13 protein-coding genes are annotated in these 15,346 nt (G+C 68.6%); 8 read left to right on the plus strand and 5 right to left on the minus strand.

All coding sequences use genetic code 11. The annotated features are described in order from the left end of the window. Window position 1: 1 nt before the first annotated feature. Window positions 2-1,675, minus strand: a complete 1,674-nt coding sequence (locus ACTWPT_RS47920) for a 2-isopropylmalate synthase (protein ID WP_443184221.1) — start codon at window positions 1,673-1,675, stop codon at window positions 2-4. 205 nt (window positions 1,676-1,880) lie between these two features. Here ACTWPT_RS47920 and ACTWPT_RS47925 point away from each other — a divergent pair, with 205 nt between their 5' ends. After that, window positions 1,881-2,756, plus strand: coding sequence for a UbiA family prenyltransferase (locus ACTWPT_RS47925; RefSeq protein ID WP_443184222.1), 876 nt, complete (start codon window positions 1,881-1,883; stop codon window positions 2,754-2,756). Between the two features lie 79 nt (window positions 2,757-2,835). Here the strand turns inward: ACTWPT_RS47925 and ACTWPT_RS47930 are convergent, their stop codons facing one another. Continuing rightward, entirely contained in the window at window positions 2,836-3,765 is a 930-nt protein-coding gene (locus ACTWPT_RS47930) for an aldo/keto reductase (RefSeq protein ID WP_443184223.1), read from the minus strand. Window positions 3,766-3,975: 210 nt separating this feature from the next. Next, on the minus strand, window positions 3,976-6,717 hold the full coding sequence (locus ACTWPT_RS47935; RefSeq protein WP_443184224.1) for an AAA family ATPase: 2,742 nt from the start codon (window positions 6,715-6,717) through the stop codon (window positions 3,976-3,978). A 752-nt stretch (window positions 6,718-7,469) separates the two neighbouring features. Here ACTWPT_RS47935 and ACTWPT_RS47940 point away from each other — a divergent pair. From ACTWPT_RS47940 to ACTWPT_RS47950, 3 genes are all read left to right on the plus strand, one after another. Then, entirely contained in the window at window positions 7,470-8,453 is a 984-nt protein-coding gene (locus ACTWPT_RS47940) for a sensor histidine kinase (RefSeq protein WP_443184225.1), read from the plus strand. Further along, window positions 8,440-9,102 carry a response regulator transcription factor gene (locus ACTWPT_RS47945; protein WP_443184226.1) on the plus strand — a complete coding sequence of 221 codons (663 nt, stop codon included), beginning with the start codon at window positions 8,440-8,442 and terminating at the stop codon, window positions 9,100-9,102. Before ACTWPT_RS47940 ends, ACTWPT_RS47945 begins: the two co-directional genes overlap by 14 nt. A gap of 105 nt (window positions 9,103-9,207) precedes the next feature. Further along, window positions 9,208-9,942: a 4'-phosphopantetheinyl transferase family protein gene (locus ACTWPT_RS47950; RefSeq protein WP_443184227.1), complete on the plus strand. Its 735-nt coding sequence runs from the start codon at window positions 9,208-9,210 to the stop codon at window positions 9,940-9,942. 170 nt (window positions 9,943-10,112) lie between these two features. Here the strand turns inward: ACTWPT_RS47950 and ACTWPT_RS47955 are convergent, their stop codons facing one another. Both ACTWPT_RS47955 and ACTWPT_RS47960 read right to left on the minus strand, forming a co-directional pair. After that, window positions 10,113-10,964: an ABC transporter permease gene (locus ACTWPT_RS47955; protein WP_397128571.1), complete on the minus strand. Its 852-nt coding sequence runs from the start codon at window positions 10,962-10,964 to the stop codon at window positions 10,113-10,115. After that, window positions 10,961-11,806, minus strand: coding sequence for an ABC transporter ATP-binding protein (locus tag ACTWPT_RS47960; RefSeq protein WP_443184228.1), 846 nt, complete (start codon window positions 11,804-11,806; stop codon window positions 10,961-10,963). The genes ACTWPT_RS47955 and ACTWPT_RS47960 overlap by 4 nt, the downstream gene beginning before the upstream one ends. Before the next feature lie 159 nt (window positions 11,807-11,965). Here ACTWPT_RS47960 and ACTWPT_RS47965 point away from each other — a divergent pair, with 159 nt between their 5' ends. From ACTWPT_RS47965 to ACTWPT_RS47980, 4 genes are read left to right on the plus strand one after another with little or no spacing between them, the layout of a single operon-like run. Beyond that, window positions 11,966-12,682 carry an ABC transporter ATP-binding protein gene (locus tag ACTWPT_RS47965; RefSeq protein WP_443184229.1) on the plus strand — a complete coding sequence of 239 codons (717 nt, stop codon included), beginning with the start codon at window positions 11,966-11,968 and terminating at the stop codon, window positions 12,680-12,682. Then, the gene (locus tag ACTWPT_RS47970) at window positions 12,679-13,401 is read left to right on the plus strand and encodes an ABC transporter permease (protein ID WP_443184230.1); all 723 of its coding nucleotides are present in this window, start codon (window positions 12,679-12,681) and stop codon (window positions 13,399-13,401) included. Before ACTWPT_RS47965 ends, ACTWPT_RS47970 begins: the two co-directional genes overlap by 4 nt. After that, the gene (locus ACTWPT_RS47975) at window positions 13,398-14,717 is read left to right on the plus strand and encodes a sensor histidine kinase (RefSeq protein WP_443184231.1); all 1,320 of its coding nucleotides are present in this window, start codon (window positions 13,398-13,400) and stop codon (window positions 14,715-14,717) included. The genes ACTWPT_RS47970 and ACTWPT_RS47975 overlap by 4 nt, the downstream gene beginning before the upstream one ends. After that, window positions 14,702-15,337, plus strand: a complete 636-nt coding sequence (locus ACTWPT_RS47980) for a response regulator (protein WP_443184232.1) — start codon at window positions 14,702-14,704, stop codon at window positions 15,335-15,337. Before ACTWPT_RS47975 ends, ACTWPT_RS47980 begins: the two co-directional genes overlap by 16 nt. The last annotated feature ends 9 nt before the right edge of the window (window positions 15,338-15,346 follow it).

The raw sequence follows: 15,346 nt of genomic DNA on the forward strand, positions 1-15,346 counted from the left end.
GTCAGCTGGCGGTCGCCAGCTTGACCTCCTCGATCCTGTCGCACCGCCCGGCGGCCGCGCCGACCGCGGCGAGGGCCGCGTCGACCACGTCGGTGCGGACGCCGACGCCCCAGACCGTCGTGCCGCCCACCTTGCACTCGGCGTAGACCGTCGTCTCCATGCTGGTGATGCGGCCGGTGCTCCCGGTGCGGTGGACCGCTCGCACATCGATCCCCCAGGGCGCCAGCGCGGCACCGATGGACCGCACGGCCTGCTCGCGCTGGCCGTGCACGTGGAGTGTGGCGCTGATCCGCTCGCCGCCGGCCCCCGGCAGGCCGGCCGCGTCCCCGCGGGCGACGTACTCGCGCTCGAACAGCGCGCGGATCTCGTCCGGCGACAGCTCGCTGCCCCGCAGGTCGGCGTCCGACTGGACGAAGGGGGCGAAGTCCCTCTGCAGCTCGCGCGGCAGCTCCATGCCGTACCACGCGCTCATGATGTAGGCGATGCCGCCCTTGCCCGACTGGCTGTTGATCCGCACGATCGCCTCGTACGTGCGCCCGACGTCCTTGGGGTCCACGGGCAGGTACGGCATGGTCCACGGCATCTCGTCGACGCTGACGCCGGACACGGCGGCCTCGAGCTCGAGCCGGTCGAAGCCCTTCTTGATCGCGTCCTGGTGCGAGCCGGAGAAGGCGGTGTACACCAGCTCGCCGCCGTAGGGGTGCCTGGGGTGCACGGGGATCTCGTTGCAGTGCTCGACCGTGTCGCGAATGTGGTCGATGTCGGAGAAGTCGATCCGCGGGTCCACCCCGTGGGTGAACATGTTCATGCCCAGCGTCACCAGGCACACGTTCCCCGCGCGCTCGCCGTTGCCGAACAGGCATCCCTCGATCCGCTGGGCCCCGGCCAGCAGCGCCATCTCGGCCGCGGCCACCCCCGTGCCCCGGTCGTTGTGAGGGTGAATGGACAGGCAGACGTGCTCTCGGCGGGACAGGTTGCGGTCCAGCCACTCGATCTGGTCGGCGAACACCGACGGCAGCGAGCGCTCCACGGTGGTGGGGAAGTTCAGGATGATCGGGCGGCTCGCCCCGGGCTCCCACACGTCCATGACGGCCTCGCAGACCTCCAGGGCGAAGTCCGCCTCCGTCTCGTTGAAGAGCTCCGGCGAGTACTGGTAACGCAGGTCGCAGTCCGCCAGGTCCCGCTCGGCGTACTTCATCATCATCCGGGTGCCGTGCACGGCCAGGTCCTTGCACTGCGCGCGGTCCATGTCGAACACCACGCGCCGGAAGAGCGGCGCGGTCGCGTTGTAGAGGTGGAAGGTCGCGCGGGGGGCGCCGGCGAGCGCGCATACCGAGCGCTCGATCAACTCGTCTCTGGCCGGTACGAGCACCGATATCCACACGTCGTCGGGAATCCTGTCTTCCTCGACCAGCATGCGGACGAAGTCGTAGTCGTCCTGGCTGGCGACCGGGAACCCGACCTCGATCTCCTTGTAGCCCATGCCGACGAGCAGCTCGAACATCTGCAGCTTCCGCGCCGGCGACATCGGGTTGGCCAGCGACTGGTTTCCGTCACGCAGGTCCGTGGACAGCCAACGCGGTGCGGCCAGGATCCTCTTGTCCGGCCAGGTGCGGTCGGCCAGCGCCAGCGGAGTGAAGTTGGCATAACGTTCCACGGAGCGGGTGGGTGACATAGTGAATCCCCTTCGCTGGTTCATGGTGTGCCTCTAGGAGATCTCCGGTCACAACGTACAATCGGCGGGGCGCGCGGAACAGGTGGGGATCACGAGAACGCCCGTCCTTAGCCATAGGATCGGGCGGAGTATCGAGAGTGCGGGTCCCGGTATCTTTCGACGCACTCCCCTTTTCGCACCCCTGCCCACCGATCAAACTCCGGTCATGGCGGCTATCGAATCGGCGTTACTCCAGCGCGGCTGGATGTGCCTGGCGGAATCTCGCCCCTCAGTCCAGCTGATGTATCTGCTGCGTTTCCTCACCGGTGCGGCGCTGTGCGCCGAGGTCGCCGGCGACAACGGCCACCTGGGCAGGACGGCGTGGGGCGCCGTCGCCTGGATGATGATGCTATTCGCGATCTACCTCTTCAACGGCGTCACGGACCTGGAGGAGGACCGGCTCAACGGCTCGGGCAGGCCCATCGCCCGCGGCGCCCTGGAGCCCGGCCTGGCCAGTTCGGTCGCGGTGTGCGCGGCGCTGCTGTCCCTCGTGGCCGGCTTCGCGCTCAACCCGGTGATGGGCGGCATGCTCGTGGCCGTGCTGGTGCTCGGCTACCTCTACTCGGCCCCGCCGTTCCCGCTCAAGCGCAGCTCCGCCGGCACGGTCTTCACCGGGTTCGCCGCGACCCTGCTCACGTACTTTGGGGGCGTCTTCGCCTATGCGGGCAAGCTCACGAGCTCGACGACGCTGATCGTCCTCGTGGTCGCCGCCTCGCTGTGGACGGCCCTGGTGGGCTCGACGGCCAAGGACCTGCCGGACATCGAGGGCGACGCGCGGGCGGGCCGGACGACCTTCGCGGTCGTGCACGGTGAGCGCGTGCTGCGCTGGGCGATCGCCCTCGTCGCGCTCGGGCTCGCGCTCGCTTTCACGGTGGTGATCCTGGTCCTGGATCTGCCGCTGTGGTCCGGCGCGCTGGCCATGCTCGCCGGGGCCGCGGTCATCGCGGTCCTGTGCGCGAAGGGCCTCCGCCGCGAACCGTACGGCGCCTTCATGACGACCCAGTACGCCCTGCACGGCCTGACGATCCTGCCGCTCGTCTGACCGGCAAGGCCCTGCCCGCGGCGAATCTTCCGGGCAGGGCTCAGCCCCGGCGGTTCCTCCGGCTACCGATCGGCGAGGCTCAGTCCTCGGTGAGGTGTCCGGCCCCGCCGAGCAGGAAGACGTCCTCCAGCCGCCGGCGCGTCGCCTCGCTCAGCACCACCCTGCTGGAGACCGCGTTCATCTCCAGGTGGACCGGGTCGCGCGTGCTGGGGACCGGCACCACGTCGGGCCCCCTCGACAGCAGCCAGGCCAGGGCCAGGCGGCCCGTGCTGACGTCCATGCTCGCCGCCTCGGCCTCCACCTGCCTGAGCATGGCGAGGTTCCGCTCCAGGCCGGGCGGCGCGAAACGGGGATCGGTGCGGCGGACGTCTCCAGGGGCGAGTGCCCGGCTCGAGATGCCGCGCCCGGCCAGGAAGCCACGGCCCAGCGGCCGGCAGGCCATCATGCCGATCCCGAGCTCGCGCGCCACCGGCAGCTGGTCGAGCTCGACGTCACGGCACATCAGCGAATATTCCATGGCCAGGGCGGCGATCGGGTGGACCTCGTGCGCCCGGCGCAGCTCCTCCCCCGTCACCCCGGACAGGCCCACGTGGCGGACCTTCCCCGCCGCCACCAACTCGGCCAGCTGACCGGCCTTCTCCTCGATGGGCACGGACCACGCCTCGCAGTCGACGATGTAAAGGTCGACGAAGTCGACGCCCAGCCGCTTCAGCGAGGCCTCGCACGACTGCGCCAGACGTCCGGAGTCGGCGTCGCGCCGGGCGGTCCCCGTCGACAGGAGGACCTCGTCACGCCATGGCCTGATGGCCTCGCCGACGAGTTGTTCGACTTCGCCTCCGGCGTGATCATCAGACATGGCTATTAATGTCACCCCGGTGTCGGGGAGGCCATGGATCAGCGAAATCGATTCGTCTCGATCTACTTCGCCGTATACGCCTGAGAGAGCCAGACAGCCGAAGCCAAGACACGAGGTCACCGGCCCCGTATCGCCCAGCTTCCTGTTGTCCACGACACTCCCTCCACTCGACCGTCATGGGCATTACCATACGATCTGCGCTTCAGGATTGCGTCACAACCCCTATCCGCCACGACGCCGGTGAATAATCAGGAAATTTATCACTTATCTCACCTGACATGACTCGCAACTCCGAGTTATGTTCTTGCCAACAATGCCTGTCCACCACGCGGATTCCGCGTGGTGGACAGGCTCTGGAGGGTTTCAGCGCATCGTCGGGCTGAGCTCCAGATTGGCGGGCAGATCCGAACGCTGGGTGATGCCGAGCTTGCGGTAGATGCGGGTCAGGTGCTGCTCGACCGTGCTCACCGTGATGAACAACTTGGCGGCGATCTCCCGGTTGGTGTAGCCGACCGCCGCCAGGCCGGCGACCCGGCGCTCGGCGTCGCTGAGGATGGCGGCCACCTTGCTCATTTCCGCGTTCTCCCCGGCGGCGCCGGAGCCGTCACCGGCCAGCGCCTGGCTCAGGGGCTGGGCGCCGCACTCCTGGGCGAGGGTGCGGGCGCGGCTGGCGATGATGCCCGCCCTGCGGAACTCTCCGACGCCGTGGAAGGCCTCAGTGAGATCGACCAGCGACCTGGCGAGCTCGTAGCGATCGCCGCAGGCGTGCAGGCGGTCGGAGGACTGCCGCAACAGCATGGGCCGGTGCCTGGCCTCGCTGGTGGCGGCGAGCACGCGCAGCGCCATACCGTGCGTGCGGGAGGCCCCCGGGCCGCACCGCGACAGCTGCTCCTCGACCAGGACGCGGGCCTCCTCGGTCTTGCCCATCCTGATGAGGGCCTCGGCGGCGTCGGCCCGCCAGGCGATGAACCCCGGCGTGTCCATCTCCCACTCCCCCATGAGCTCGCCGCAGAAGCGGAAGTCGCGCAGTGCGGCCGCCGAGTGGTCGATCGCGAGGTGGTAGCGCCCGCGGGCGTGCAGGTAGTGCAGCCCGAAGCGGGTCTGCAGCATGGCCTCCGGCACCGGCGTGTTGACCTGCTCCAGGGCCTCGTCGTACAAGCCCATGGCCGTGGTGGCCAGGATCAGGTTGGCCAGCGGCGCGCCCACGGCCACGCCCCAGCTGGCCGGCGGGATGAGCTGCAGGGCCAAGCGCGCGCACGAGGCCGCGGTCTCCAGGTCGCCGCACCGCATGGCGATCTCGGCGCGTATCGCGGTGAGCCGGGCCCTGCGGGCCGGGGCGCGGCGGGACTCCGCCTCCTCGATGAAGGCGTCGCACCAGGGCGCCGCCTTGTCGGGCCAGCCTCCGTAGACGAGGGCGAGCAGGGAGCTCTCCACCGTGTCCATGGACATCTCGTCCAGGTGGGAGCTCCGCAGGATGCGCTCGACCGTGCTCAGTATGCGCTCGCGCGGCCCGCGGGTGAGGACCGAAGCCAGCGCGTTGGCCGCCTCCAGCCGGCGGCTCACCCGCACCGGCAGCACGGGCTCCCTGGCCTGTTCGCTGGTCGACCTGTCGACGTGGGCCAGCAGCGGGGGCGCCGAGCTGCGCAGCCACAGCCGGGTGCCGATGAGCTCGGCCACGGTCTGCGGTTCGGTGTCGCCGCTCTCCTTCAGGTGTTCGAGCACTTGGCAGGCGTCGTCCACCTTGCCGTGCCACAGCAGCGCCCTGGCCAGGACGACCGCGTCGCTGCCGCGCAGGGTCCCGTTGTGCAGGGCGTCGGTCAGCTCGGCGATGTGCTCGGCCGGGGTTCTGGGGTTGATGCGCCATTCGGCGCGCATCAGGAGCGTCGCGATGGTGGTACGCCGGCGCTCGTCGGTGCATCCCCGCCAGGCGAGCTTGAGATAGTCCACGGCCAGGTTGACGAACCCGTCGTCCAGCCGGTGCAGTGCCGCCGACTCCAGCACGGGCACGGCCCACGGCAGATCGGCCGCCTCCGCGCCGAGCAGGTGCGTTGCTATGGCGACCGCGTCGGCGCCCTCGGCGTAGAGCAGTTCGGCGGCGCGCCGGTGCACGCTGCGGCGCACCTCGTCACTCAGCTCGGCCAGCACCGTCCGCCGCGCGATCTCGGCCCGGTAGCGGCCGGAGCGCAGCAGCCCGGCGGTCTCCAGCCAGTGCAGGGCCTGGGAGACGATCGCGGGGTCCGGGCCGATCATGCGCTGCAGGAGGTCCGGGTCGTCCAGGGCGGCGAGCCAGCCGGCGACCTGCATCAGCGCGGGGTCGGCCCGGTGCAGGCACGACAGCACGGCCTCGCCGTAGCGTTCCCCGGGGGCGCCCCCGCTCGTCCCGAAGTCCTCGATCAGGCCGCGGAGCAGGAGCGGGTTGCCGCCGCTGAGGGCGTACCACTCCGGCGCCAGGCCCGCGGCCACCTCCTCGTCCAGGTGCTCGGACGTCATGGTGGCCACGGCGTCGTACGACAGCGGCGCCAGCCTGACGGCGGTGCAGTGCGGCTGGCGCAGCATCTCAGTGGCGAACGAGCCGTGCATGTGCTGCCGGTATTCAGCCTGGCTGAAGACGGCCATGAGCGGCGAGCACCTGGCCCTGCGTACGAGGTAGGAAAGGCAGAGCAGCGAGGCCCGGTCCGCGTAGTGGACGTCGTCGATGACGATCGCCAGCGGGTGGCGCTCGGCCAAAGAGAGCAGCACTGCGCAGAGGGAGTGCACGATCTGGGCGTCGATCTGATCGAAGCCGTCCCCCTTCGCGGGAGAGGCCATCTGCGCGCCCTCGCGCAACAAGTCGGCCGCGAGCGCGCTCGCGTCCTCGCGTAACGGCGCGTTCTGGAAAAGCTGCCCGAACACGCCCAGCGGGAGGTCGCTCTCCGCCCGGGTGGCAGCCGCCACGAGCGGCAGCGCGCCCCGTTCGAGAGCCTGCTCGGCGAAAGCGTGCAGCAACTCGCTCTTGCCTGTCGCGACGACCCCGGTCACCATCGCGACCCTGCCCTTGCCGGCCACGGCCTCGGCGAGGAGGTCGTGCATGGAGGTGATGGCCGCATCTCTCTCGAACAGCCCCATGATGGACACCCCTTTTTCAGAAAGGCAATTTGTGACCGGAAGGAGTTCGGAGATCCAAAGAGTTATTCAGCTCTTTTTTCGGCTTCGACGTCTTGATCTGCCGGATTTGCCTCATGACCTTCAACCTCTTCCGCACCCGCTTCTGGGTTGACGGTCATCACGCTAGGTGTTAGCACGGCGGGCCGACAATACGACATATCCTTAAAAAGCGCTTGTCGCGCCATACGGACCATCGGCCTCCAACTTTCGGACCACGGCGTGGTCCGAGTCATATCGCCGAGTCGTACCGAAGAGACCGGCGCACCAGGTCGCGGGGCACCGAGGCCGGCACGGGCCACAGCGGCAGGCAGGCACAACTTGAGCCGGGCTCATGTTAGTCGGCCGCCATAATGATCATTACGGGCTCACAGCTCACAACCGACCCCAGATGAATCGTTAGGTCAGACCCGCCGAACCGACCGCGCCACGCCGTCGATCACGAAATACGGACATTTCCATATGTGACCTGTTTGCGCTGGTCAGTGGCTTGAACCCCGATGGCGAGGGCCCTGCCGACCTGCACTCACTATCTTCATACAGTTGCCTACTCACCGGTGTTGACCCAAGATGTAAGCATTTCTGCAGCTCTCCAAGGGGACACGGTGGGAGATATTGCGCAAAAGGGAGATGCTACGGGGCCAGCCAATATTATTGAGGAGTGTCGAGCGGACATCCTGCAGAAGTACGAGCAGGGGCTTACAGCCATCGGCAGTGTGCTGATCAAGGACCAGCGCACGAAGACACAGGTCATGGCCAACGCGAGCCAGATCCTGACGGAGATGGCCAACACGATACGCACAGGAAGACTGCAGGACGACGAGGAGTCCGTGTTCCTGGCCTGGGACATCGGCGTCTCAAGGGCATCCGCCGGCGTCCACCCTCGGGAATCGCTCATGGCGGCGTCGGTGTTCTTCCGAGCCGCCTTCACCACGCTCAGCCAACGACTCCTGGGGGAGAGCCAGGCCGCGCAGTTGCTCAAGCTCGTGGTCACGGCTCTGGAGCAGAGCATCTCCATGCGCATCAGGGAGGCCGCGAGCAGTTACACGGGCTTCCTGCTGAACAAGGTGACCGAGGCGCAGATGGCCGAGCGCCAGCGGATCGCCAGGGAGTTACACGACCGCATCGGCCACAGCATCAGCGTGGCCCAGCGGCAACTGGAGCTGTCGAACCTCTACCGGCCGACCGAGCCGGCGAAAGCGCTGGCCAAGCTGGAAATGGCGCAGCAGGCCATCCAGGAGACCATGTACAACCTGCGCCAGGTCACCTCCGACCTCCATCCCCCCGGCGGCAGGACTCTCGAGAAGGGCCTGCTCGGTTACCTCGACATGGTCGGGGCCGACGACGTGCAGATCGAGCTCGTGGTCAACGGAGACCAGAGCTGGGCGCCCCCGAACGTGAGCGAGGAGTGCCTGCTCATCCTGCGTGAAGCAGCCCGCAACGCGCTCACCCACGGAGCCCCCTCGGCCATCCTCATCAGAATCGACGTCGCCCCCCACGAGCTGGTCGCCTCCGTGATCGACGACGGATGCGGCTTCGACCCCGACCAGCCGACGCCCAAGGGAAGCATGGGACTCTCCTCCATCAGGGAGCGCACCCAGCTGCTCGGCGGCACGGTCATCATCGCGAGCGAGCCTGGCCGGGGAGTTAGGATCGACCTCACCGTCCCCCTCCAGAGGCGATCCGATGATCAGGAGTGACCAGCCGACCACGATCGTCATCGTGGACGACCACGCGCTCTTCCGGGAAGGACTCAGGGAGATCCTGGACGCCCAGGACGGGCTGGCCGTGGTCGGCGAGGCCGGCACCTCCAGCGGCGCCCTCAGCCTCGTGGCGGACGCGAAGCCGGACATCCTCCTTCTCGACGTGGAGATCCCCGGCGACTCGGCCACCGACACCGTGACGCGCCTGCGAGTGCAGTCACCTAACACCCAGATCATCATCCTGAGCATGTACGACGGGCCGCAGCTGCTGCGCAGGCTCCTCGCCGCCGGCATCCGCGGCTACCTCCTGAAGAGTGTCCACTGGCACGAGCTGGTCTCGGCCATCCGCAGCGTGCACGACGAGCCGGAACGCGTCGTCCTCGCCGTCTCGCGCGAGAGCCTCGCCCAGATGGAGAGCGCTCCTTCCGAGGTGCTGACGAGCAAGGAGCGGGAAGTCCTCGAACTGGCAGCTCAGGCGCTCAGCAACCGGCAGATCGCCGCCCGCATCAACACCACGGAAGCCACGGTCAAACGCCACCTCCGCAACATCTTCGTGAAGCTCGGAGCGGCGTCCCGCATCGACGCCGTCAACCGGGCGATCGAGGCCTCGCTGATCCAGCCGTCGAGGACTCGTACCGACACATGACCAGCCCCCTTATCAGCCTGCGTTGACCCCGGAACAGCCGCTGGACGGCCCGAGAAGACGGGCCGGGACATTCCTTCCCGCCAGGGCCGTGCCTAGCGTGGAATTGTGAATGCGAATGCCTTGATCGGGAGCATCCTTCCCCCGTGGGTCGTGGCCGTCGACACCTTCGACGACCACGACGCAGTGCTCTTTCCCGCAGAAGAAGAGGTGATCAGCCGATCGGTGGAGAACCGGCGCAAGGAGTTCGCCACGGCACGCATGTGCGCCAGGGCCGCCATGGGCGTCCTGGGCCTGCCGCCGCAGCCTCTCCTGCCCGGCGTGCGTGGCGAGCCTCAGTGGCCGATCGGCTTCGTGGGCAGCATCACGCATTGCGCGGGTTACCGCGGCGCCGTGGTCAGCCCCGGCGACGACACCATCACGATCGGCATCGACGCCGAGCCCGACGAGCCGCTGTCGAACGGCGTCCTGGAGGCCGTCTCCCTGGCTGAGGAGCGCAAGGCGCTGAGCGCGCTCGCCGCCGACTACCCGGACGTGTCGTGGGACCGCCTGCTGTTCTCCGCCAAGGAGTCGGTCTACAAGGCGTGGTTCCCGCTGGCGAAGCGGTGGCTGGACTTCGAGGACGCGATCTTGACCTTCGATCCGGTGGCGGGGAAGTTCTCCGCCCGGCTCCTGGTCACCGGGCCTCAGGTGGAGGGCCGGCAGCTGATGGGCTTCTCCGGCCGGTGGATGGCCAAGGAGGGGCTCCTGCTCACCGCCATCGCGCTGTCCGCCAGCTCCGCCTCCCGGCGCCGCCGCTCGGCGCTCAAGCGCCCCGTCCCGCAGGCCATCGTACGCGCCTGACCCGGCCGCGAGGCCCCAGCCGCGAGGCGCGAAAGGCCGATGCCGCGCGCACGAGAACGGCCGGGCACATAAATAATTCTGGACACGTTAATAACACGGCCGGGCACGCGAAATGACGGTGGCGTCGATGCGATCCGCCACCGTCACAAGGATTTCTTCGCGTCAGCGCGTCAGCTGTCCCGGGCCGTCCAGCGAAAAGTCTTCATACAAAGCAGCAGGGACCCCGCGCACCAGGCAACGAGCACAAGTGCGATCATCGGGTGCTCCCAAGAGCCGGCCGGTTCCATGGCCGCCGCGTGGTCGGGCAGGAACACCGACCGCACCCCCTGGGTGATCCACTTGAGCGGGAACAAGGCCGCGAAATACTGCAGAAAACTCGGTACATCGGAAAAGGGCATGTAGACGCCTGAGCAGAACTGCACGATGAGGAACGGCAACGTGATCACCGCGTTGGCGCCCCGTGTGGACTTCGGCAGGCTGCCGACGGCGATGCCCAGCAGGGTGCATGCGATGCCGCCGAGGAAGAGGACCCAGGTGAAGGTCACCCACTTCTCGAACGAGGCAGGCAGCTGCAGCCCGAACAGCAGCACCCCGACCACGATCAGGATGGCGACCTCGGCCACCATGCACACCAGGACCTGGATGACCTTCCCGCCGAAATAGGCCATCCGCGGCATGGGCATGCCGTACAGCCTCTTCAGCGTCCCGTCGTGCCGCTCCAGTGCGACGTTGATGCCCAGGTTCTGGAAGGACGTGCTCATGATGCCGGCGCCGATCATGCCGGCGGTGAGGAGCTGCGCGGCCGTCACGCCGCCGATGTCCGGCTTGTTGGCCTGCATCGCGCCGAGCAGCAGCAGCATGACCGCCGGGAGCGAGAAGATGACGATGAACTGGCTCTTGGTGCGGAAGAAGCTCCGGAGCTCCAGCGCGCCGCGCTTGAGCGCCAGCCGGCCGACGCTGGGCAGGCGCGCCGTGCTCGCGGTGGGAATGCGGGTGGGTGGTCTTGACATCGTGGTTGTCACGGCTGGTCTCCGATAAGGCCGAGGTAGATGTCTTCGAGGCTCGGGCGGGTCACGCTCAGCTCGGGGATCTCCCCGTCGAACTGGGTGCTGAGTTCGGCGACGACCTTGGTGGGCGTCGCGGTCTCGACGCTGCGCTCGCCGTCCGGGGCGGACCAGGTGACGGTCGCCATGGCCTGCGCGCGACCGGCGAGCGTGGCCGGCTCGCCCAGCGCGACGATCTGGCCGCCCACGAGCACGCCCACCCGGCTGGCCAGCGCTTCGGCCTCGTCCAGGTAGTGCGTGGTCAGCAGGATGGTGGTGCCCTCGTCGGCCAGCCGCGAGATGAGGTCCCAGAACTGGCGGCGGGCCGCGGGGTCGAACCCCGTGGTGGGCTCGTCCAGGAAGACCAGCTCGGGGTTGCCGACGACGCCGACCGCCACGTCCACCCTGCGCCGCTGGCCGCCGGACAGATTGCGGGTCCTGACGTCGGCCTTGCTGGTGAGGCCGACGAGCTCGATCACGTGGTCGGGATCGCGGGGCCGCGGGTAGTAGCTCGCGTAGTGATGGACCATCTCGCGAACGGTCATCTCCGCGGCGTCGGTTGCCGACTGCAGGACGATGCCGAGCCTGGAGCGCCATACGCGTCCGGCCCGGCCTGGGTCCTCGCCGAGCACGCTGATCTCGCCGGCGTCCCGGCGGCGGTGCCCTTCGAGAATCTCAACAGTAGTCGTCTTACCTGCGCCATTGGGTCCGAGGAGTGCGAACACCTCGCCTCTGGCGATATCCAGGTCGACGCCGTCGACGGCAAACGTGTCGCCGTAACGCTTGCGCAGCTCACGTACGCGCACCGCTGTATCGCTCATGCAATCAGGGTTGGGGATCCGCGCGGCCTCCGACACCCCTATTCCTGGTTTCACCTGGTCAGGGGCCAGAGTCGCAGGTAGGCCCCGAAATCAAGGAGTTGACCCCTATCAACCGATCGGGGGATGTCGTAAGAGGCGGCGCATGGGGACTCTGTAAACATGACAGTCATCGAAATCGAGGGCATGAGTAAGAGCTACCGAGGCCGCCAGGTTCTGGAGAGCGTATCCCTGAAGGTTGAGCGGGGCGAGATCTTCGGGATCGCCGGCCCCAACGGCGCGGGCAAGACCACGACCGTCGAGTGCATGGCCGGCCTGCGGCAGCGTGACGGCGGCGTCCTGCGCGTCCTCGGCCTGGACCCGCAGACGGACCGGCGCGAGCTGCTGCCGCGCCTTGGCGTACAGCTGCAGGAGGCGTCCCTGCCGGACGCGATCAAGGTGGGCGAGGCGCTGAAGATGTACGCCTCGTTCTACGAGAAGCCCGCCGACTGGCGGGTGGTCATGGACCAATGGGGGCTCACCGAGCGGCAGCGCTCCAGGTTCGGGAACCTGTCCGGCGGCTGGAAGCAGCGGCTGTTCATCGCGCTGGCGCTGGTCGGCAACCCGGAGGTCGTGTTCCTTGACGAGCTCACCACCGGCCTGGACCCCTCCGCCCGCCGCATGACCTGGGGCCTGATCCGGGAGATCCGCGACCGCGGGGCGACCGTCGTGCTGGTCACCCACTTCATGGACGAGGCCAAGGCGCTGTGCGACCGCATGGCGATCATCGACCACGGCCGCGTCATCATCCAGGGCACCCCGGACGAGCTGATCGTCCAGGGTCGCACAGAAAACCTGGAGGACGCGTACTTCGCGCTGACTGGAGGGCTGGCGGCATGAGAGGCATCACGCAGGTCATCGGGGTCGAGCTCAAGCTGATCGTGCGGGATCCGATGTCGGCGTTCTTCGCGCTGGCCTTCCCGACGGTCATGCTCTGGGTCAAGCTGCGCACGGGCAAGCCCCTTCCCGGCGGGCTGCCGTCGGTGGACGCCAACGTGCCGATGCTGACCATCTTCGTCATCGGCATGGCCACACTGGTCATCCTGCCGGCGACGCTGGCCCAGTATCGCGAGCGCCTGGTGCTGAAGCGGCTGCGGGCCACCCCCGCCTCGCCCGGCATGCTGTTCGGCGCTCAGCTGGCCGCTCACGTGCTGCTGGCCGTGCTCGGCACGGCGCTGATCATCGCCGTCGGTGCCATCGGCTACGGCCTGTCGTCTCCCGCCAGCGTGGGCGCCGTGGTCGTGGCGTGGCTCCTGGCCGCGCTGAGCCTCAGCGGCATCGGCCTCCTGCTCGCCGCCGTCGTCCCCTCCGGCCGCACCGCGACCGTGCTCGGGCTGGCCCTGTTCTTCCCGATGGTCTTCATCTCCGGCGCGGTGATCCCGTTCGAGAGCATGGGCGGCGCGATGAAGTCCATCGGCGGGATGACGCCCATGGCGCCTGCCGTCGAGACGATCCGCGCCGCCTGGGAGGGTCAGGCCCTGTCCCCCGTGAGCATGGCCGTCATGCTGGGGATCTGCCTCGTCACCGGCGGCGTCGCCGTTAAAGCCTTCCGGTGGTGAGCAACGCCGACCGCGAAGGGCCGGGACCGGTGGTCGTCTCCACCGGTCCCGACTTTTCGCGCTGGGACCGGGTCTGGCCCGTGCTGCCCTACCTGTTCATCCTGCTTCCCGCCGCGTTCTCGCTGCTGCAGAACTGGCGGCTGGACACGGTGGCGCTGGTGGTGTTCGCCGTGGCCTGGCACTGGTTCATGGTGGCCGCGCGCCCGGAGTGGATCAGTGTGCCGGCGGTGGCGGTCGTCTACTTCGTCGTCCTGCTCGCCGTCATCGGAGCGCTGGTCAGCATCGACTCGGTGTTCACGGTGACCGGGCCCGCGGCGTTCATCCAGTCCTTCACGCTGCTGCCCCGGTGGTGGGCGTACGCGGGCGTGGTCGCGACCGCCGGGGTACTGGTCTCGATGCGGCCCGAGGCCGGCCGGAGCGTGACCGAGATGCTCTACTCCTTCCTGGTCGCGGCGCTCATCGCCTCCGCAGTGGGCCTGATCGTCAAGACCATCTCCGACCAGAACGAGAGCCGCAAGGCGATGATCGAGCAGCTCCGGGAGACCAGCGCCAAGCTGGCCACGCTCGCGGAGGAGAACGCCAGCCTGCAGGCCCAGCTGCTGAGCCGGGCCAGGGAAGCCGGGGTGCTCGGGGAGCGGCAGCGGATGGCCAGGGAGATCCACGACACCATCGCACAGGGGCTGACCGCCATCGTCACCCAGGTCGAGGCCGCCGAGGAGGCGCTCGAGGACCTGGCGGCCGCGCGTTCCCGCCTCGACACGGTGCGCACCTTGGCCAGGGACAGCCTGAACGAGGCCCGCCGATCGGTCCAGGCGTTGCGCCCGGCGCCACTGGCCGACGCCCAGTTGCCCGCCGCCGTGCGGGACGTCGCGGACAGGTGGTCGCAGACCACCGGCGTGCCCGCCACGCTGTCGGTCACCGGTGACGCCCTGCCGCTGCACGCGGAGGTGGAGGTGACCCTGCTGCGGGTGGCGCAGGAGGCGCTGGCCAACGTCGCCAAGCACGCGGCGGCCGGACGAGTTGCCCTCACTCTGTCGTACATGGAAGATGTCGTGGTGCTTGACGTACGGGACGACGGAGCCGGATTCAGCCCCGAGCCGCTGGATGCCTCCGTCGCGCCCGCTACCGTGGAGTCAGGCGGTTTCGGGCTCCTCGCCATGCGGCAGCGCGTGACGAGGCTGGCCGGCGACTTCCAGGTGGAGTCCGCTCCAGGCGAGGGCACCGGCATTTCCGCCACTGTCCCCGCCATCCCGGCCGCCGACACCGAGCCGCTTGCCGTCCCAGAAACGCCGGGTGAGATATGCCGATTCGTCTGATCATCGTGGACGACCACCCTGTCGTACGCGACGGACTGCGCGGGATCTTCACCGGCGACGAGTTCGAGGTGGTGGGCGAGGCGGGCGACGGGCCGGAGGCGCTGGCCGTGGCCAAGCGCACCAATCCGGACGTGGTCCTCACCGACCTGCGCATGCCGAAGATGAAGGGCGCCGAGCTCATCCGCCGGCTGCGCGAGCAGATGCCCGAGGTCCGTGTGCTCGTGCTGACCACGTTCGACAACGACGTCGACGTGCTGCCCGCGATCGAGGAGGGCGCGACCGGCTACCTGCTCAAGGACACTCCACGGGCCGAGCTGCGCCGCGCCGTGCAGGCGGCGGCCCGCGGCGAGACCGTGCTGTCGCCTTCCGTGGCGGGAGTGCTGACGCACAAGCTCCGCGCGCCGCAGCAGCAGACGCTCAGCCGCCGGGAGCTGGAGGTGCTCTCGCTCATTTCCCGCGGCGCCACCAACCGCGAGGTGGCCGTGCGGCTGTTCATCACCGAAGCGACCGTGAAAACGCATTTGCTGCATATTTTCGCCAAGCTCGAGGTGAAGGACCGCGCGGCCGCCGTGGCCGCCGCTTATGAGACCGGCCTGCTCAAGCCGGGGGCCGAGGGCTGATTAAGGGCG

The organism is Nonomuraea sp. 3N208, assembly GCF_052245935.1.
Taxonomy (GTDB): Bacteria; Actinomycetota; Actinomycetes; order Streptosporangiales; family Streptosporangiaceae; genus Nonomuraea.

Coding starts and splice junctions, on each gene's coding strand:
- ACTWPT_RS47920 (WP_443184221.1), bottom strand. CDS start 1,675: ATGTCACCCACCCGCTCCGTGGAACGTTATGCCAACTTCACTCCGCTG.
- ACTWPT_RS47925 (WP_443184222.1), top strand. CDS start 1,881: ATGGCGGCTATCGAATCGGCGTTACTCCAGCGCGGCTGGATGTGCCTG.
- ACTWPT_RS47935 (WP_443184224.1), bottom strand. CDS start 6,717: ATGGGGCTGTTCGAGAGAGATGCGGCCATCACCTCCATGCACGACCTC.
- ACTWPT_RS47945 (WP_443184226.1), top strand. CDS start 8,440: ATGATCAGGAGTGACCAGCCGACCACGATCGTCATCGTGGACGACCAC.
- ACTWPT_RS47960 (WP_443184228.1), bottom strand. CDS start 11,806: ATGAGCGATACAGCGGTGCGCGTACGTGAGCTGCGCAAGCGTTACGGC.
- ACTWPT_RS47965 (WP_443184229.1), top strand. CDS start 11,966: ATGACAGTCATCGAAATCGAGGGCATGAGTAAGAGCTACCGAGGCCGC.
- ACTWPT_RS47970 (WP_443184230.1), top strand. CDS start 12,679: ATGAGAGGCATCACGCAGGTCATCGGGGTCGAGCTCAAGCTGATCGTG.
- ACTWPT_RS47980 (WP_443184232.1), top strand. CDS start 14,702: ATGCCGATTCGTCTGATCATCGTGGACGACCACCCTGTCGTACGCGAC.